Here is a 20,995-nt window from a genome sequence, read left to right on the forward strand (position 1 = left end):
GGCTAGTCCGTTCTCTTGATATCAGTTTTATTATCTATTTTTTTGTTGTCACTTTTTTTATCACTTAATGGTTTAACGTCTAAAGTTTGATCGTCTAGCGGCTCAGCGTCTAGCGGCTCAGCGTCTATGAGTTCGTCATCTAAGAGTTCATCATCTAGTAGTTCATTATCGAACTCTTCATCAAAGGTATCTGCTTCAGTTTTCTTTACTTTACCGTCACTGACCAAGTATGCATCTCTTTGCAGATAGACATCTTTTACATAACCATATGGATCTAACGAACCATTTAACATGGGCTCATATTGCTGAAATTCAATCCGGCTATCTAAACCTTCAAGCGTAAATTTACCTAACCTTTGTTCAAACGTAAGCAGTGACAAAGGATAGACAAAAACATCGACAAAATCCCCCACCGTATTACGCGCAGTACTGGCTCCATAAACTGGCCACATAACAAAAGGCCCATTACCGACACCCCAAGCACCAAAGGTTTGTGCAAAGGTCTCTTGTTTCTGTAGTAATCCCATATCGGTAGCAGGATCAAAAATACCCACTAGACCAATTGTTGAGTTGACCACAAAACGTAAAATACTGCTGCCACTGTCGGTGACTTTCCACTGTAGGAGGTTATTTACCGCGTAAAGAGGCTCGCTTAAATTCGATAGCAGATTAGACACACCTTTTCGAACAGGCTGAGGGATTTTTTCATAACCTTTTGCTGCGGGTTTTACTACATGCTTATCCATGATCTTGTAATTAAAATCCCAGCTTTTTCGATTAGCAGATTCGAATGGGTCACCTGGCGTGGAAGTACTCGCACATCCACTAAAACATAGCAGAGTGGCCACAATAATTAATAGTCGACCAGTTATGTTCACCCTTTCCTCCAGCTTCTATTTGAAAAATTTGTACTCGCCATATCGGTATTCAACCTAGCATTTACTATTTTAACAGTGCCCAAGGGTCAAAATATATCATTAAAGCAATGAAAAGCCTTAACACAATTTTGATTGAACGTTCAAAAATAACGTATACCATAATAAAATCAACTAAATTTTTACATAAAATGATCTCAATACGACGTCACAGATTTCCAGGTGATATGACTAATAACGTGTAGATACGAAGTGGCGTCAAAAATAGATTAAATCTATTTTAAAATACTCGCTTGGTCGCAGCTCATTCGCCGCCCAAGGAATATTAGCGTTAATTACACACCATCAATCATCATTTGTTTTATTTTATGTGCCTTAACAAAATGATCTAACTGATGAGTTTGAATCCACCATGTCGCCACTTCCATCAATAGTTCTGGAGTGTCATTTTTATTGGCAAAGAAGGCATAAAAAGATAAACCAACGTTATCGCCTTTCAGCGCGATTTTTCTATCACATACTTCAATAATTTTCGATTTTAGTTCAGCTCTCATTATCTATCCAAACATATGACGCCGCTAGCAATAATTCGTTAGCGTTTTGAAAACAAAAAGCCCTAATAAATTAGGGCTTTAGTGATTGTTATTATTGATTTAAATCATCAAAATTAACATTTGTACTTTTACTGTGAATTAGAACGGAATATCGTCATCCCAGCCTTCATCTAAATCTGGAGTGAAGTTTTGTTGTGGCTGTGGTGCTGGACGCTGTGCTGGGGCATTTTGTGGTTGAAAATTACCCTGTGGTGCAGCGGCAGGCTTTGGTGCATATGCTGGTGCAGCTTGTTGCGCAGGCGCAGCTTGTTGCTGATAACCACCTTGTTGGCCAGCATTTGGCTGTGCTTGGTAAGCAGCATTACCTGCGGCTGGCGCAGTTTGATTATATTGCGCTTGCGGCGGACGAGCTTGAGCAGCTGGTGCAGGACGAGACTGTTGTTGCCCTGCATTTTGTCCTTGATATTGACCACCACCGGCATTATCACCTGAATTGCGGCTATCTAACATTTGCATTTCCATAGCATTGATTTCAGTCTTATAACGGTCTTGACCGGTAGTCTGATCTTGCCACTTACTGGTTTGCAATTTGCCTTCTAAATAAACTTTAGAGCCTTTCTTTAAGTACTCGCCAGCAATTTCTGCAAGGCGACGATACATCACAATATTGTGCCACTCGGTACGCTCTTGTGTTTGACCTTGCTGGTCTTTCCACGATTCACTTGTCGCTACGGTAAAGTTAGCGACAGCATTGCCATTTGGCATATAACGAACTTCAGGATCTTTACCTAAATTACCTACCAAAATTACTTTGTTCACACCACGACTGGCCATCGAAATCTCCTGAAATTTTTGTCTATTTACTTTATCTGAATACTAAGCGTGATCAAAACGATCTAATTCACAGAGCCTAACACAGCTCGCGCTTCGCTTAAATTGAATTTATCATCGACCTTTAAATAAGCCACTTTCTCTTCGAGCACCACAATGGCTTCAACGACACCAATTAACTGTGAAAGTTTGCTGGCCATATTTTGTGCTTCGGATTTATCTTTTATAGTTGCTTCAAGGGTATAGCTTTTTAATAACACAGGTTTTTGCATGCCGATGGTCAAAAGTAACCACACACACATTAATCCAAGAGCAACAAAAAACACGCCAGATGCGCCGACGAGTTGATAAGCTCCGCCGCCTAACATGCCGCCACAGAATGCGCCTAAAAACTGACTAGTTGAATACACACCCATAGCCGAACCTTTATCACCGACAGGACAAAACTTAGCAATCAAACTCGGCAATGATGCTTCAAGATAGTTAAACCCAGTGAAAAATAACACTACGGCAGCACTGAGTACCCAAATGTTATTAGCATAAAACCCCATCATCCCAAGCGATAGCATCATTATCATCAATGATATTTGGAACATGGTTTTAGTGTTGTTACGTTTAACCCCAATGATAATTAGCGGCACCATTAAGAAAAACGCGCCTACAAAAGCTGGGAAATACAACATCCAATGTTCTTCTTTTGCTAAACCGGCATCAACCAAATCTAGCGGCAATGCAACAAACACCGCAGTTAACACCAAATGTAGAATAAAAATGCCAGCATCTAAGCGAAATAATTGTGGGTCTAACAACATACGTTTTAGTTTTGTTGGTGTGGCTACCGTATCGCCTTTAGGCGCTTGGCTAATTGGGTTGGGGACAAAAAACTGCACAATCAACATGCCTAATACCGCCAATACTGCGGTTAGCAAAAAGAGTCCTGTTAACCCCAGATACTGTGCCACTATCGGCCCGACCAATAATGACAATGCAAATGAAAAACCAATACACATGCCGATAATCGCCATAACTTTAGTGCGTTGCTCGTCTCGGGTTAAATCGGCAGCAAGCGCTAATACAGCCGCGGCAATGGCCCCCATACCCTGAACTGCACGACCAAATACTACGCCGTAAATATGATCAGATGATGCGGCAATTAAACTACCAATCGCAAATAAGACTAAGCCACCGAGAATAATCGGTTTACGTCCGTATTTGTCAGACAAAATGCCCATAGGGATTTGTAAAAAAGCTTGGGTTAATCCATAAGCACCAATGGCAATACCTACCCACAACGGTGAAAAGCCTTCTAAATGCTGACCATACAGCGCGAAGACAGGCATTATCATAAACAGTCCCATCATTCGTAAACCAAACACACCGGCTAACGAAAATGCGACCTTTTTTTCCATACCTGACAGTCCATTACTGGCCATGCTGTTGCCCTTTGATAAGTTATTCAACAATATTATAAGTTGCGCATATTACCACACCGTCATTAATTAGCTCAAAAGGAAATCACAGTTTTGGTATAAGATGTTTTATCTGCACATGTTAAACTTTTATCCTGTTCTGGGCGTATCATAAACCTAAGCTAGCTGAATATGCTTAGTTCAAGTAGTTTGGGGATAAAGCCAAGATAGTCAAAATTGATATGAAGTCGCCCAACAAACTATGCGATACTAATTGTTGTTTTGTTTTACATAAGTCATAGAGTGAAGAGATGGATAAAATTGAAATACGCGGTGCCCGAACCCACAATCTGAAGAACATCAATCTCACCATCCCCCGAAACAAACTTATTGTCATTACCGGGTTATCTGGTTCAGGAAAATCATCATTAGCCTTCGATACCTTGTATGCAGAAGGGCAACGTCGCTATGTCGAATCCTTGTCGGCATATGCGCGTCAATTCTTGAGCTTAATGGAAAAACCCGATGTTGATCATATTGAAGGCTTAAGCCCCGCCATTTCTATTGAACAAAAATCGACCTCCCACAACCCTCGTTCTACGGTTGGGACCATTACCGAAATTTATGACTATTTACGCTTATTGTTTGCCCGTGTGGGTGAGCCTCGCTGCCCGACACATCATCAGCCGTTGTCGGCGCAAACTGTCAGCCAAATGGTTGATAAAGTATTAGCATTACCGGCAGACAGTCGTCAAATGCTGCTTGCGCCAGTGGTTAATGACCGTAAAGGTGAACACGTTAAACTGCTTGAAGGGTTATCGGCACAAGGTTACATCCGCGCTCGAATTGACGGCGAAGTATGTGACTTAACCGATCCACCAACATTAGATTTACACATCAAACATACTATTGAAGTGGTTGTCGATCGCTTCAAAGTTCGCGAAGACATGAAACAGCGCTTAGCTGAGTCGTTTGAAACCGCATTAGAACTATCTGGTGGTATCGCAAAAATTGCCAGCATGGAAGATAACAGTATTGAAGAGCTGATATTCTCGGCAAATTTCGCTTGTCCGCATTGTGGCTATTCAATGGCCGAACTTGAACCGCGTATTTTTTCGTTTAACAATCCGGCCGGGGCTTGCCAAACCTGTGACGGTTTAGGCGTACAGCAGTTTTTTGACCAAGACAGAGTGGTGACTAATGATGAATTGTCATTAGCCGGTGGTGCCATTAGAGGTTGGGATAGACGTAACTTTTATTATTTCCAAATGCTCTGTTCACTTGCTGAACATTATAAGTTTGACGTTGAAAAGCCGTTTGCCGAGCTTAGCGATAAAATCAAAAAGATTGTGATGTATGGTTCGGGTAAGCAAAGCATTGCCTTTAAATACATTAATGACCGAGGCGATGTGGTGGTGCGTAACCATCCGTTTGAAGGCATTTTAAATAATATGGATCGCCGCTACCGCGAAACAGAAAGTAATTCGGTACGCGACGAACTGTCTAAATTTATCAATATGCAGCCTTGTAATAGTTGTGGTGGTTCACGTCTACGTGAAGAAGCCCGTAACGTGTTTATTGGCGATCTCAATTTACCGCAGCTAACAATGTGGTCGATTGGCGAAGCCAAAGAATACTTCGACACGGTCGTTTTTGAAGGCCAGCGAGCCCAGATTGCTGACAAAATATTAAAGGAAATCAGCCAACGTCTTGGTTTCTTGGTCAATGTGGGGCTCAACTATTTAAGTTTATCGCGTTCAGCCGAAACCTTATCCGGTGGCGAGGCGCAACGTATTCGCTTAGCCAGCCAAATTGGTGCTGGTTTAGTGGGCGTGATGTATGTGCTGGATGAGCCATCAATTGGCTTGCATCAACGCGATAATGAACGCTTATTACAAACTCTAATCCACCTGCGTGATTTAGGTAATACCGTTATTGTGGTTGAACACGATGAAGACGCTATCCGCCTTGCTGACCACATTATTGATATTGGCCCTGGTGCTGGTGTACATGGTGGTGAAGTGATTTGCGACGGTACGCTAGAAGATATTCTTAACTGTGAAGAATCAGTCACTGGCCAATATATTTCGGGTAAAAAGCAAATCCACATTAATGATGAACGCACCCCGATTAATCCAAAGAAAGTCATTGAATTATTTGGCGCATCAGGCAATAACTTAAGGGATGTTGATTTAACCATTCCAGTGGGACTGTTTACCTGTGTGACTGGTGTGTCTGGTTCGGGCAAGTCGACGCTAATTAATGATACCTTCTTTAAAATAGCCCATCGGATGCTCAATGGCGCCACAATTGATGAACCCGCGGCTTACAAAAGCATTGAAGGTATGGATCATTGTGACAAAGTGGTCGATATTGATCAAAGTCCTATTGGCCGTACGCCACGCTCTAACCCTGCCACTTATACGGGTATATTCACCCCTATTCGTGAGCTTTTTGCTGGCACCCAAGAATCACGTACCCGTGGTTACCAAGTGGGGCGTTTCTCATTTAACGTGAAAGGCGGTCGTTGTGAAGCCTGCCAAGGCGATGGCTTAATTAAAGTTGAAATGCACTTTTTGCCAGATGTTTACGTGCCTTGTGACTCGTGTAAAGGTAAGCGCTATAACCGCGAAACCTTAGAAGTGAAATACAAAGGTAAAAACATTCACGAAGTGCTGCAAATGACAGTTGAAGATGCCCGAGGCTACTTTGATGCTATTCCATCAATTTCCCGTAAACTGCAAACCTTAATGGATGTGGGCTTGTCGTACATTCGTTTAGGTCAAAGTGCGACGACGTTATCAGGCGGTGAAGCACAGCGGGTGAAATTAGCTAAAGAGTTGTCTAAACGTGACACAGGTAAAACCTTGTATATATTAGATGAACCAACAACTGGGCTTCACTTTGCTGACATTCAATTATTGTTAGAAGTATTACATCGCTTAAAATCTCACGGCAACACTGTGGTAGTGATTGAGCATAATTTAGATGTCATTAAAACGGCAGACTGGATTATCGATTTAGGCCCAGAAGGCGGCGCAGGTGGCGGGATGATTTTAGCTGCCGGCACTCCAGAAGAAGTAGCAGAGCACCCAGAGTCTCATACCGCTAGATTCTTAAAGCCGATGTTGGCGTTACACAACAAACGGGTAAAGGCGAAAAAAGTCAAATAACAAGCAGAGATCACATACCAAACCTTAGGTGAATGAGAGGAGATAACACACTATGTTTACGACTCAAACTCACCTTAAGGTGTTAGTTATGTTTTTTGTATGCGGCTTACTCAGTGCTTGCAGCCAAATACCTCGCCAATGCTCGTCAGATATTATAACCAATTGGTCTCGCGCACATCAGCAAATCACTCAAGATATCACCACACTGAGTTCCGCTGAATTTCAAGGCCGCAAGACAGGCACCGAAGGCGCCCGCCTTAGTCGAGAGTATTTAATCAAACGATTTACAGAGATGGGATTACAACCCTGGCAGCCAACGTTTGCAGTTCCGTTCAGTTTTCAACATCAATTTTCGACCGTTTCTGGGGTCAATATCATTGCGACCATTGCGGCAAAAAACAACTCAAATCGCTGGAGAGTGATTACCGCGCACTATGATCACTTAGGCCAGACAGCTAGCAAAATATATCCAGGTGCAGATGATAATGCTTCAGGCATTGCTGGCATGCTAGCCATTGCTGAACGCTGGAAACAGTCTCCGCCACTAGATGATGTTAATTTAATGATTGTTGCCACTGATGCCGAAGAACCTGGTTTATATGGTAGCTATGCATTGGTGACAGCATTACAGCAACAGCCGCAAATGGACATAGAACTCAGCGTTAACTTAGACATGATAGGTCATCCTGATCGCCGCAGGGCTATCTACCTAGAGGGGCAAGACAATCTTGAAAATTTTGAGTCGATTGAGCCTCTATTAATGCAACAGACTCAATTATGCATTAAGACTCATCATACAAACTTATTAAGTGGACGAATGAGAAAAAGCGACTGGCTTAGAGCATCAGACCATTATCCATTCCATAAAGCGGGTTACGCTTGGGTGTATTTTGGCGTGCCACCACATGCGCAATACCACACGCCAGACGACACAATAAACACCCTAGATATTGACTTTATAGTCGCAGTAGCAGAAACCGTGTATCAAATGCTCAGTATCGATAAATTGACCAAGCTTCCTAAATAGCCTTTCCCACACCAACAAATGTTCACTTTTCAATCAATTGAGATATGTTAAAAATCAAGAATCAGGCCAATATTAACCTAGAATAGACCAATTAAGGTTTATTTTCAGTTTTTACGTGGTCAACTCACAGAGTTGCTGCTATAATACGCCCCCTTATCGGCGCGGGAAATCGACACGGGGTTGATTTTCTGTCTGTGAAACTTTAGCACGAGCTTCCGAACTTCGTGCGCATCCACAAGGCTACAAATCAATGTCATCTGAAAGAACTTTCCGCGAACTCGGCCTGTCTGAGTCTTTGTTGCGTTCGCTTGACGAGTTAGGTTATGAAAAACCAACTCCAATTCAAGCTGCTAGTATCGACCCGCTTATGGCTGGTAAAGATATTATCGGTCAAGCACAAACCGGTACCGGTAAAACAGGCGCGTTTGCCCTGCCTTTACTAAACAAAATCGACATGAAAATCAATGCTCCACAGATTTTAGTGTTAGCACCAACCCGCGAATTAGCGGTTCAAGTTGCCGAAGCATTTGGCAGTTATGCCAAATTCATAAAAGGCTTCCACGTACTACCGATTTACGGTGGTCAAAGCATGCAACAACAATTAAACGCCCTTAAGCGTGGACCACAAGTGATTGTTGGTACTCCAGGTCGTGTAATGGATCACATGCGTCGTGGCACGTTAAAGCTAGATAATCTAAAAGCCTTAGTATTAGATGAAGCCGATGAAATGTTAAAAATGGGCTTTATCGATGATATCGAATGGGTATTAGAACACAAGCCTTCTGATAGCCAACTTGCATTATTCTCTGCCACTATGCCTGAGCAAATTAAGCGCGTTGCAGCTAAGCACTTAACTAACCCAGTGAATATCAGCATAGCGTCTAGCCAGACAACTGTTGAGTCTATCGACCAACGTTATGTGCAAGTATCACAACACAATAAACTAGAAGCGTTAGTACGTGTTTTAGAAGTTGAAAATACTGAAGGTATTATCATCTTCGTTCGTACTCGTAACAGCTGTGTTGAATTAGCAGAAAAATTAGAAGCCCGTGGTTATGCTTCATCACCATTACATGGTGACATGAATCAACAAGCACGTGAGCGTGCAGTTGAGCAGCTTAAACGCGGTAAGTTAGACATTTTAATCGCAACTGATGTTGCGGCACGTGGTCTAGACGTTGAACGTATTGGACACGTAATAAACTATGATATTCCTTATGATTCAGAAGCCTATGTACACCGTATAGGTCGTACAGGTCGTGCTGGTCGTACTGGTATGGCAATCTTGTTTGTGACCAATCGTGAAATGCGTATGTTGCGCACTATCGAACGTGCTACTAACAGCCGTATTTCGCCAATGAAAGTACCTAGCCCTGAAACAGTTGCAGAGCGTCGTTTATCTCGTTTAGGTGAGCAAATCCAAGAAACCATTAACGGTGATCTAGATTTCATGAAGAATGCCGTTGCTGAATTATGTCAACAACTTGAAGTTGATACTGACTTACTGGCTGCTGCATTATTACAACAAGTACAACAAGAGCGTCCGCTTCAGTTACCAACAATTACCGAGCGTCAACGTGATTCTCGTGACGATCGTAGTAACGACCGTGGTGACCGAGGTGACCGAGGTGATCGTAATAGCGACCGTCCACGTCGTGAACGTAGTGAGCGTAGTAACCGTCCAGCACCAACTAGTTTTGGTGACGCGGAAGGCTTAAAAGATAACCCAGACGTGAAAATGAATCGTTATGTTATCGATGTAGGTCGTGAAAATGGTGTTGGTGTAGGTAACATCGTTGGCGCAATTGCTAACGAAGCAAACATTGATAGCCGTTTCATTGGTCAAATTCAATTATTCGATCAAGTGACAACGGTTGATTTACCAGACGGAATGCCTAAAGACATCCTTTCGCACCTAAGAAAAGTGCGTGTATGTGGTCGTCCTTTAAACATTCGTGAAGCTGGTGATGAAGTATTTGCTGATACGACTCGTGGCGCAGGTGCTCCACGTCGCCCACGTAGCGATCGTGCTCGCAGTGACCGTCCTCGTGGTGATCGCCCTGCAGGTGATCGTCCACGTAAGCCACGTGACAACGGCTAATCATTCAATTGAATGACACAAAAAATGGAGCCTAATGGCTCCATTTTTGTTTTCCGCTTTTGATTAAACCCATTATTTATAAGCTAAGAATGATAAAATCAAATAACACTAATTAATTTGATTACTACGGAAATATTGGCGACACTGACCATTAATGGATTAACTCACCCAATAGGCAACCTAAATGGATTTTTTAGTGTTCATTTTACAGATAGTTGGTGGCTCGTCACCTTTGGATCTAGCTCAATCCGCTAAACAAGATAAAACATTACTGTGGATGATGATAATTGGCTGCACATTTTTTGGCACATTTGGATTAACGCTTTATTACCTCGCACAGCACAGTTAATCGCATCAATAACACTCATACGGTCACTGCACTAACTTACATTCAATTCAAATAACTACAACACAGTTCGGAATGCTTTTTTCTGTTTGCGCTTTTGGTACATGGGCACAATTTGCACTACAAACACCGCACACACAATCAGCACTATTCCCATAAATGACAGCGCATCAATATTAACGCTGGTAAATACCCCGCTCCACCAGCCTAAACAGACCACTAGCTCAGTCACACTAAAACTCAATACTGGAGTTAACGATAACATCGCGCTCACCTGCGCTGTTGGCCAATAATGCAAAGCTTGAGCAAAGCAGCCATAAGCAATCAAAGTATTAGCACCACAAAAAAGCACAATCCACCATTGATCTAATGTCATCGTTTCAAACTGACTAAAGTGGCTAAATGGCGCCATGACCACAATCCCTAATCCATAAATAAATAACAACACATTACTGGGCGATAAACGCTGACTTACCGATTTTTGCAATAAAGCATAACTGGTCCACGACATCACCGAAAACTGCACAATCATAATACCAAGCAATACTTGATGATCACTTGCTTGGTTTAAATCGAGCTGCGGATGGAAAAACATCAGCATCCCTAATGCAAGGGTGGCAAAACAACTTAATTGAAACCCATTAAAGCGCTCTTTAAAAAACAATACTCCGCCAAATGCCAAGAAAAATGGTGCGGTTTGAAAATTGAGTTGCGCAGTGCCTGGCGCTAAATACCCCAGCGAATAAACAAACGATACGTAGTTACACATCAGCAACACGCCCGCTAACAGTAATTTCAACCATATTAATGCCGGAAGCCCAACAAATTGACGTAATGCACCTAGTTGCCATTGGATCAATAACGTCACCCCTAACGCCATTACAAACCGGAACCAAGTTAATGTAACTGGAGTAATAAAACCGCCAGATAATTTTAGCGCAATAGGCAAAATACCCCAGAAAAACACTGCTATTGATACAAAGATAAGACCCATGCGGGTATTGGCACTCTGTTGTTCACTATTCACTTTTTTCGGTCCATAATTATTTAAGGCTGAATTTTGCCTGATTAACCGAGCAAAGTCTTGACCAAGATTTTACTCAACTAACCAATGATTGTTCGCAGAACAAAAAAGCCTATTTCAGCACCTCCTTTTTACGTGGCAAATCCCGTTAATGCAGGTAAAATAGCGGCCATAAAAAACCTATATGCCATATAACCTAAGGAACACTCGCATGAGTCTTGCCGATTCCGTTCTTGCCGTGAACAATGATTTACCTATTCGTACCGACAAACCTGTCCACAGTGGCAAAGTGCGCAGTGTGTATTGGTTAACAGATGCAGATAGCCGTCGACTCATCCGTGATAAAGGTTACGATGTGCCTGAAAATACGCCGCTGGCAATTATGGTGATCAGCGACAGAATTTCCGCTTTTGATTGTATTTTCCATGGCGAAGGTAATTTGCAAGGTATTCCTGGTAAAGGCGCTGCACTGAATGCTATTTCAAATCATTGGTTTGGTTTATTTGCTGAAAATGGTTTAGCTGACAGCCATATTTTAGATATTCCACATCCATTTGTATGGATAGTCCAAAAAGCCCGCCCCATAAAAGTAGAAGCCATTTGCCGTCAGTATATTACTGGTTCTATGTGGCGCGCTTATTCAAAAGGCGAGCGAGTTTTTTGCGGTATCACACTGCCTGAAGGCTTACAAAAAGATCAAAAACTGCCTGAGTTGTTAATTACTCCGTCAACTAAAGGTATTTTAACCGGTATCCCTGGCGTACCAGCACAAGATGACGTTAACATTAGTCGCAGTGACATTGAAGCCAACTACCAAGCTTTCGGCTTTGAAAAACCGCAGGATATCGACCTATATGAAACGCTGCTCAAACAAGGTTTCAAGGTAATTTCAGATGCACTAGCAAAGCTTGATCAAGTGTTTGTCGATACTAAGTTTGAGTTTGGTTATGTAAATGATAAAAACGGCCAGTCAAAACTGATTTACATGGATGAAGTGGGTACCCCCGATTCATCACGTATTTGGGACGGTGCGGCTTATCGCGAAGGTAAAATTGTTGAAAATTCAAAAGAAGGTTTCCGTCAATTCTTACTCAACCATTTCGACGATGCGGACATTTTATTAAACAAAGACAGAATGCCAGAGCGAGAAGCCCTTGCCCGTGATAACGACTTACCATTAGAAGCCATGATGAATGTATCGCGGACTTATACAGGTGTTGCAGAAAAAGTGACCGGTGCAAGCATTCCATTACCTGCCAACCCAAAAACAGACATTATTAACGTATTACGTGAACAGTATGATTTAATAGTATAAGACTGATTAGATTTAATAATAAGGCGCTTAGGCGCCTTATTTTATGTTCATTAATCAAGATCAATGACATGCTATGCGCATGAACGCAGAGAAAAATCCCTTTCCCCATAAAATAGCCTCAGCACAACTTAACAATCTTTTTTGTCGCATTAATCACTGGCGACTGTATCACCTAGCAAAAAATTCCCTGCGATTGAGATAATTTACAAAACTTACAATTGTAAATGATAATGATTTTCATTTGAATTAATTGTACTATCCTGACTGTTAAATAATTGATACTCAAAAACCAACACTCATAACACACAGAACATGGATTCGTTCATAGCAGTTAAAGATGATAACACCATGAAATTAAATAAAATTAGTTTAGCAGTATTATGCGCTATTAGTCTCAGTCAACAGGCTGTTGCGGCCGACACAGTTACTGATGAAAGCAGCAAAAAAGAAAACATCGAAACAATCGAAGTCACTGGCAGTTATATCGCGGGTTATAACGCTCATTCAGCCAGTGGAGCATCACGATTAGACTTGGATATTATTGATATTCCTCAATCGGTTTCAGTTATTACCGATGCACAACTACAAGACTTCCAACTGCATGACATTAACTCAGCACTCGACAGCGCAACAGGCGTTAACGTTGAGCGTATTGAGACTGACCGCACCTATTACACTGCTCGTGGTTTTGACATCACCAACTTCCAAATTGATGGTATTGGTTTACCGTTAACATCGGGTAATAATCATGCCGACGAAGATACCGCTATCTATGACCGTATTGAAGTGATCCGTGGTGCAAACGGCTTAATGACTGGTGTAGGTAATCCTTCTGCGACAATCAACTTTATTCGTAAACGCCCAACCGCAGACAACCAACTGTCAGTTAACGCTACTTATGGTAGTTTTAATAATACCCGCTTAGAAGCAGATGGTTCAGTTCAACTTAATGACACCTTTGCAGCACGCGCGGTTGCGGTCACTCAAAGTAAAGATTCGTATTTAGACCGCTACGAAACTGAAAAAAATATTTTCTATGTGTTTTTAGAAGCAAACCTTTCTGACGATACCAGCTTGTCATTAAGCCACAGTTACATGAATAATGACGCTACGGGTAATAACTGGGGTGCGTTACCGTTATTTTACTCAGACGGCAGTGCGACCAATTATGATCGTTCAACCAACACTTCGGCAGATTGGTCAAATTGGCAAGTCGTCAAAAACAATACTGTTTTAGAGCTTAGCCATCACTTTAATGATGACTGGCGTTTACGTGCCACTTATTCTCATAAAAGCACCGATGAAGACACCGAGTTGTTTTATGTATATGGCACACCAGATAAAGACACTGAGCTTGGCTTAACAGGTTATGGCAGCGAATACGACTTTGATGACAAAAGCGACTTAGTTGATATTTATATTGATGGTAACTTCAGTTTATTTGGTCGTGAACATCAGCTTGTTGCTGGAGTAAATTACTCAAAAATGAGCTATACCGACAGCTCACTTTACGACTACACCACAGGTAATGGCTTCCCTGCGATGCCCGATCTCAATACCTGGGATGGTAATACTCCTAAGCCAACTTTTACCGACGGTTTACGTGGTAGTGATGTAGAACGCAAACAACAAGCTGCTTATTTTACTGGTCGCTTTAGCATTGTTGACGATTTACACGTCATTGTTGGCGGTCGCTACAACGACTGGCAAGCCGAAGGGATTTCTTATGAAGTTGATCAAGATGCCGACTACCAAAAATTTATTCCATATTTAGGTGCGGTATATCGTTTTACGCCTGAATTAGTTGCCTACACCAGCTATACCGAAACCTTTGTTCAACAAACAGATCCAGACACTAGCGGTGTGTTTCTTGACCCTATTACGGGTGAAAGCCGCGAAATAGGTATTAAAGGTGAGCTATTCAATGGTCGCCTAATTGCTAGCCTCGCGTATTTTGACGTGATTCAAAACAATATTGCCCTGCCTGATCCTGCCACTGCGGATCTGCCAATACAATTGAAGCGTTATTATGGTTCAGAAGGTATTAGCAGCAAAGGTTATGAAATCGATATTGCGGGTGAAATATACTCAGGACTCAATGTCAGCATTGGTTATACCGATTTTGATATCGAAGGTGATGATACGGTTACGGCTTATACTCCGAGTAAGTTATTCAAATTTGCAGCTACCTATGACTTTGAAACCATTGAAGGATTCTCTGTTGGTATGAACATGCGTTGGCAAGACGATATCTCACGCGATCAAGGCGTGGTAGCTGTCGGTTTTGATAATGCAGGTGCTGAAATCATTACTGAACAAGATGCATATGCAGTTATCGATTTAATGGCGAAGTATCAAATCAGCGAAAATTTAGGCCTAGCAGTTAATGCCAATAACGTCGGCGATGAGAAATACATCAACAGTTTATATTGGGCCCAAGGTTATTACGGTGCGCCAGCCAATTATAGCGCGACGCTAACATGGAAAATGTAAGCCACTGCGTCACGAATTAATAAACATTATTTAATGGGTAATTTTACCTGTTTATGACACTTATCACTGATTCAATAAAAAAGATGACCTTGCAGTCATCTTTTTTGTTAGTGCTTTAATTACAGGCAAACATTAACGACGGCGTAAACCTAATGCACCTAATAACATCAACGCAAAGTAACCTAAACTACCACCATCACTGTCTTGAACAGGCTCAGGAGTTGGCTCTGGTGTTACGGGCGCAGGATAGCTTAATGCAATAATCACAGGGTCGTGATCTGAGGCAGAAAATGCATTCTCAGATTTAACCAAGTCACCAGTGTACTTGCTGCCATATTCAAATAAATTAGATTCAACCGAGTTGATGTGCCAATCGTCAATATCAACTAACTTAGCTGCTAAGCTAGCATTGGCTAAGGCATGATCTAAGTTACCTAATTCACCGCTGTAGCTATATGAGTATGTTGTTGCACCATGTGCTTGAGTATTTAAGTTAATTAACCCATAACCTTTATCAATCACACTGCCTTCACGTTCGTATACTTTACCGTTTAAAGTTGTCCAAGACGCGGTGCGGATAACATGGTCAGTAGTTGACGCATCATAGTCAGTTAATACTGCGACAGGATCTTCTTTACCGTATGCATTTAAGTCACCAATAACCAGTAAATCACCATCAACATCTTTGAGTGAATCACCCAATACTTTGGCAGCAGATACGCGGAACGCATTACACTTACCTTGCATGTCAGCAGGTTCTGAATCTTCGTTAAAATCAGCCCACTCTTCAATACAACCTGAACCTTTCGATTTCAGGTGATTAACCACAACAGTCAGTTTTTCATCATTAATGGTAAAAGTTTGTAATAGACTGTGACGTTGGTACTTATCATAACTAGGGCTTTGCTCAACCACGCCATCTTGCTCACGAGTCTCAGCACCTTCTGCGGCATGTTGCTCTGGCGTAGCAATCACTTTTGCTGCACCCTCTAAGGTAATGCGATCAGGGCGATATAACATACCGACTGTAATAGCATCACTACCTATATATTTGCCTTCATACTTGTCGGCATCTTCAACTTCAACAAAACGATACGCTTGTTCATCAGTTAGCTCTGCATTAAGAGCATCAACCAAGTTTTGAATAGCACTGAGCTCACCAAAACCATTGTTAGCAATTTCCATCAGGCCAACAACATCAGCATTCATGGCAACTAGCGCTGTCACAATCTTAGTACGCTGCAATACCATCTCATCTTCTGTTGTCGCACCACGATTGCTGTCAGTAGGATTTGCATCGCCACCAACCACGTCATTAAAAAAGTTCAATACGTTAAAGCTAGCGACTCGAATATCGCCCATGTCAGCCACGGTAGGCGCATCAGTACGATCATTTTCACGAATAAAATCACCTGCGGTAATCGTGTTAGTCGCTAAAAGACGGTATGCGTTGTAACTATAGCCAATCACACCTTCAAGGTTTGTTAGCTGGTCGCCGACACGGATGTACCCCGTTTCGGCATTAAAATCTGGGAAGTAAGGTACTTCGCCGTTGTTAGCCTTGTAATCAGATTCGACTAATAAATGGTTTACCGCATTAGCTTCACCCAAGGTAATAGCCTCTGCTGAATTGGGTTCAAACACTTGGGTTGGCTTCATTAATGGTGTTTTATGTGACAACACCATATTGTTTCGGTATGAATCATAATCGAAACTAAAAGTACGAGTGACTTTCATCTCGCTACCGGCATCCAGCTTCACTTTCATGCCTTCTACACGCTCTAATGCTTGTGCTAAGGTTTCGCCATCTGCTACATAAAACTCAACACCTGCGGGAACATCTCCTAATGCACCTACTTCAAACTTTTGATCTGCTTTTAGGTCAATCTGAGTTGAGCCGTAATACTCATTTACCTTACCTTGTACACACACTTCAGTACCTGGTTGAATCGTATCTGGCGCAGCTTGGTTTAGGTAGACAAAAATACCGTCTGAAGTATAAGGCGAGTTATCGCCTTCAACATCTTGAATAAAGAAACCTTTGTATAAGCTGTCACTTCTAGCAGTAACGATTCCTTTTACTGTCACTTCGTTAACCGATGCAAAACTGCCATCAGCAATCAACGGGCTTGACTCACCAGCGCCTTGAACATCGTAAATACTGGTCAGTGTGGCACCATCACAAGTAAATGCTGCTGTGTCCGACGAAATCAATGCATCAGCATTAGCCATCATTGGCAATGCTGCGGCAACGGCGAGTGAAACCACCGTTAGTTTAGTTAGTCCTTTCATTTATAAACCCCATATTTGTAATAAAAATGCTATTTTTTTGTAATATGCGGCAAGATTGTCCCAAAATTCGTTTACATAATACAGCATATTGATCACATAAATGAGGCAAGAAAAATAGCTATCTAATTGATTAACATAATAAAATAATACACTTGGCTGAACAGTGAAAAACAAATGTTAAAATAACTTTTAAGAAACAAGCATTAAGATGAAAACAAGCCTATATAAAATCTCAACAAAAGAACAACGTACTGTTTAATATGATTATTCCCCCATCATGTCGTTAAAAAATATTAGGGATTTTATCAAATGATTAGGCTAGTATGGCTGCTGTATAGCATGCTAAATAAGCCACCCATAAAAAACAATAAAACACTTAAGACATTAGGTTTATTGTCGATATTGATCCTACATCAATATCATTTTGGTCACTGCAAAAGACTATTCAGCTAACTATTTAGTACCAAAAGACTAAAAGCTCATCTAGTTATTTGCCATTTATTGTATTCACAGGTTTAGGTACACAACCATGAAAGAAGTTGATTTCAGAAATATCGATAAAATTTTCATCAAAATGTCCATTAATGATAAATTTTTGGTTATTTTCGGACTGTTCCTCATCATTTTATCAAGTGTATCGATTAGTGGTTACCTTAATAAAATTGACAATATTGAACAGCAATCACTGCATGTTTTAGAGCAAAAAGCCGCCGCTACCGTAAAGGCTCTTGATACGACTAATCAATTAGATCAAGCTGCAAACTTAGGCTTACAAGTATCTACACGTTCTCAAAACAGTTCACGGCAACAAGATACCATTACTGCAGTTTATGGACTAGACGGTAAATTTTATACATTGACTGCATCCGTCTATGATCAAGAAGCCAATGCTAAACAAGCGGCATTAACATCGTTGTTGCTATCATTCCTATGGATATTGCCTTTTAGTCTCGTACTTTACTGGAATGCTACCTTCATTGGCGGTGCCTTGTGGGTGTTATGGAATACCACGGAAAAAATTGCCAAAGGTGATTTAACTTCTCGTTTAGGTTTCCACCCTGGTCGCGATGAGTTTGGCACCATTGGTTGTGCACTAGATAGAGCAATGGATACATTAACTGAGCTTGTTGTGGCGGTGAAAAAAAGTGCAGAGACATTGCAAACAACGTCCAGCTCATTTGCCAATGAAGCTTTACAAAGTGCAGAACAAATTGATTTACAGTATGCTTCTCTTGACTCGGTAGCCACTGCAATGGAAGAAATGACGGCATCAGCAGCTGAAGTATCGAATATTGCCCGAAATTCAACTCAACGTGTTGAACAAGATTCAGAATACACGCGTCAAAGCTATGATAGAGCTAAGCGTGCGATTAGTGAAATTAAGCAGCTATCGACCTACATTGAACAAACATCGAGCTCGGTTAACACATTAAAAATCAACGCAACTAACATTAATGAAGTCATCACCACCATTAATGGCATTTCAGATCAAACCAACTTACTGGCATTAAACGCTGCCATTGAAGCGGCACGAGCGGGTGAAATGGGTCGTGGCTTTGCAGTGGTTGCTGACGAAGTCAGAACCCTTGCAGGACGTACTCAAGCTGCAACGGTTCAAATCCATAAAATGATTGAATTACTGCAAAGTGAAACACTTAATATTGACACTATTACTCAAGATACTGTTAAACAAGCACAAAGTAGCAGCGATTTAATTACTAATATTGGTACCGATGTTAATGCGATTTCTGAATCATCACGTTCAATTATGGACATGAGTTTCCAAATTTCAACCTCATCAGAAGAACAAAGTGCTGTGGCCAATGATATAGCTAAAGAGCTGGCAGACATAAGACAGAAATCTAATATTATTAGAAGCTTATCTCAACAATCTTCAAATGGTGTGAAAGCATTATCAAAAGCATCTGTTGATTTAGGTAAAATATTAAGCCAATACCGCACCAATTAACTTATCAATGGATATGTTTAGCTGCATATAATTGCTAAATGAACATATTCATATGAAAGTAATATGTGCGTTAAGTAAACTTGGCAAAATAGCTTAACGGGTTAACCGCCAATCAATAAAAAACCGATATCATTGATATCGGTTTTTTTGTTGTATCAACAGTGGATTAATTCACTGCTTATGTACTCAATACTATTCTAACGACGTCAGTCTATGACCTAATGCACTTGTGCTGTCAGGCGTCAGTACAAAGGTAAAATTACTGTCGCCACTTATATCTAAAGAATCAGACTGATAAATGAGTGTTTGAGTGCCATTATCAGCCTCATACACTATGTTAATTTCATAAAAATCTTCAGGTAAGGTTGTACTCTGTTCTTCAACAAAGTCTAAGTCAGTCAAGGTATATTCTGCGGTTTCAATGGTTTCTGAAGCACGCACAAAATACACGCTCAGATCATCATAGTCATAAGATAAATTGACTACGTCAACTTTGTATTCATAAGCACGGGGACGCAGGTCTTGAGTAATTTCCATTCCTTCCACTGAACCGTCTTCGTTTTGATATACAAGCAAAGATTTCACATCATCTTGTTCAAACGTCACTAACAAGTTATTAAATAATTGCGTTTTGGTTGTAGCATCTTTTGCTGTGATCCCGTAATCGTTAAACGAAGTTGATTGGTAATCAGATACTGTAAACGGCGAAATATCATATAAATACTGAGTTTCTTGCTGACTAGCAATATCAACATCAATGCTTTGAGATTCAAGGCCATTAAATACTCGATAGTCTGCAGTTGCTTCCAACGCAGCATAATTATCTACCGTAGTGGTCGAGTCAACACTGTCGATGTTCACTTTAATATCACCAGCACCAAAGCTATTGCGGATAACCAATTTATAAACGGTTTCCGTGGTTAGATCCATGCTGCCAGTGGTATAAATTACATCTTTAGTACCTGTGTCGGTCAGATAGACAATGTAATCTTCGGTATCTAGAATGGTTGAATCACTGTAGCTACCGTACCCTACACTGCCTAACATTACCGCGTCATCAATGGTTTGAGTATCAAGTGAAATATACGCATCAAATGTGCCTTCATCAGTTGCTACGTTGGCAATAAGCACCTGCATTTTACTGTACTCATAATCATCATCTGCGTTAAGATCATCCATATCTTCACGATTGTAATTAATATCCAGTAATTGTGGATCTAAATAATCACCATATAACACAAATAAATGGTTATCATCGTTATCCATGTCAACAGTATCACTGTAAATAGATACTGTTTCACCATCTTCATCTTGACCATAAATTTCTAAATCTGCATCGCCCGTGCTGTAGCCATAACGCGGCATAGCGTCAGCAAAATCGATTGAAGTATATGAGTAGTCGTCAAGTACTAGCGATGTAGAAGTACTATTAGGCGATCCATTATAATATTGCACATAAGCGTAGTCAGAACTGCTATCGCTACTATCATCCGATCCACAGCCAAATAATAAGGCTCCAACTGTTGATATCATTATCAATCGACTTACTTTCTTGTTGAACATAATTACTCCATTAACCACCTAGT

General features: G+C 41.2%; 12 protein-coding genes and 1 pseudogene. 6 read left to right on the top strand and 7 right to left on the bottom strand.

What is annotated here, in order from left to right; all coding sequences use genetic code 11:
- Positions 1-2: 2 nt before the first annotated feature.
- The 4 genes from FH971_RS18585 to FH971_RS18600 all read right to left on the bottom strand — a co-directional run bounded on the left by FH971_RS18585 (position 3) and on the right by FH971_RS18600 (position 3,693).
- Complete coding sequence (locus FH971_RS18585; protein ID WP_140235280.1) at positions 3-878, bottom strand: MlaA family lipoprotein; 876 nt, start codon at positions 876-878, stop codon at positions 3-5.
- A 332-nt stretch (positions 879-1,210) separates the two neighbouring features.
- Positions 1,211-1,429: a DUF6500 family protein gene (locus tag FH971_RS18590; RefSeq protein WP_140235281.1), complete on the bottom strand. Its 219-nt coding sequence runs from the start codon at positions 1,427-1,429 to the stop codon at positions 1,211-1,213.
- A 138-nt stretch (positions 1,430-1,567) separates the two neighbouring features.
- A complete protein-coding gene (locus FH971_RS18595) occupies positions 1,568-2,263 on the bottom strand; it encodes a single-stranded DNA-binding protein (protein ID WP_140235282.1) in 696 nt (231 codons plus the stop codon).
- 62 nt (positions 2,264-2,325) lie between these two features.
- Positions 2,326-3,693: an MFS transporter gene (locus FH971_RS18600; protein WP_137224847.1), complete on the bottom strand. Its 1,368-nt coding sequence runs from the start codon at positions 3,691-3,693 to the stop codon at positions 2,326-2,328.
- Positions 3,694-3,980: 287 nt separating this feature from the next.
- Here FH971_RS18600 and uvrA point away from each other — a divergent pair, with 287 nt between their 5' ends.
- The 3 genes from uvrA (at position 3,981) to FH971_RS18615 (ending at position 9,970) form a co-directional block, all read left to right on the top strand.
- Positions 3,981-6,842, top strand: coding sequence for an excinuclease ABC subunit UvrA (uvrA, locus tag FH971_RS18605; RefSeq protein ID WP_137224845.1), 2,862 nt, complete (start codon positions 3,981-3,983; stop codon positions 6,840-6,842).
- Between the two features lie 88 nt (positions 6,843-6,930).
- Entirely contained in the window at positions 6,931-7,869 is a 939-nt protein-coding gene (locus FH971_RS18610) for a M20/M25/M40 family metallo-hydrolase (RefSeq protein WP_240778401.1), read from the top strand.
- Positions 7,870-8,119: 250 nt separating this feature from the next.
- Positions 8,120-9,970, top strand: a complete 1,851-nt coding sequence (locus FH971_RS18615; protein WP_140235283.1) for a DEAD/DEAH box helicase — start codon at positions 8,120-8,122, stop codon at positions 9,968-9,970.
- 404 nt (positions 9,971-10,374) lie between these two features.
- On the opposite strand, the gene FH971_RS18620 is transcribed toward FH971_RS18615, so the two are convergent.
- On the bottom strand, positions 10,375-11,310 hold the full coding sequence (locus FH971_RS18620) for a DMT family transporter (protein WP_167496124.1): 936 nt from the start codon (positions 11,308-11,310) through the stop codon (positions 10,375-10,377).
- A gap of 241 nt (positions 11,311-11,551) precedes the next feature.
- On the opposite strand from FH971_RS18620, the gene FH971_RS18625 reads away from it, so the two are divergent.
- Together FH971_RS18625 and FH971_RS18630 are read left to right on the top strand one after the other, a co-directional pair.
- Positions 11,552-12,655 (top strand): phosphoribosylaminoimidazolesuccinocarboxamide synthase, encoded by a 1,104-nt coding sequence (locus tag FH971_RS18625; RefSeq protein WP_140235285.1) that lies wholly within the window; start codon positions 11,552-11,554, stop codon positions 12,653-12,655.
- A 348-nt stretch (positions 12,656-13,003) separates the two neighbouring features.
- The gene (locus FH971_RS18630; RefSeq protein ID WP_240778403.1) at positions 13,004-15,148 is read left to right on the top strand and encodes a TonB-dependent siderophore receptor; all 2,145 of its coding nucleotides are present in this window, start codon (positions 13,004-13,006) and stop codon (positions 15,146-15,148) included.
- A gap of 132 nt (positions 15,149-15,280) precedes the next feature.
- Here FH971_RS18630 and exeM read toward each other — a convergent pair.
- Positions 15,281-17,380, bottom strand: a pseudogene (gene exeM, locus FH971_RS18635) (extracellular exonuclease ExeM); the annotation flags it as partial.
- A gap of 589 nt (positions 17,381-17,969) precedes the next feature.
- Here exeM and FH971_RS18640 point away from each other — a divergent pair.
- The gene (locus FH971_RS18640; RefSeq protein ID WP_140235288.1) at positions 17,970-19,409 is read left to right on the top strand and encodes a methyl-accepting chemotaxis protein; all 1,440 of its coding nucleotides are present in this window, start codon (positions 17,970-17,972) and stop codon (positions 19,407-19,409) included.
- A gap of 192 nt (positions 19,410-19,601) precedes the next feature.
- On the opposite strand, the gene FH971_RS18645 is transcribed toward FH971_RS18640, so the two are convergent.
- Positions 19,602-20,972: a hypothetical protein gene (locus FH971_RS18645; protein ID WP_140235289.1), complete on the bottom strand. Its 1,371-nt coding sequence runs from the start codon at positions 20,970-20,972 to the stop codon at positions 19,602-19,604.
- Positions 20,973-20,995: the final 23 nt, after the last annotated feature.

This window comes from Shewanella polaris, from assembly GCF_006385555.1.
Taxonomy (GTDB): domain Bacteria; phylum Pseudomonadota; class Gammaproteobacteria; order Enterobacterales; family Shewanellaceae; genus Shewanella; species Shewanella polaris.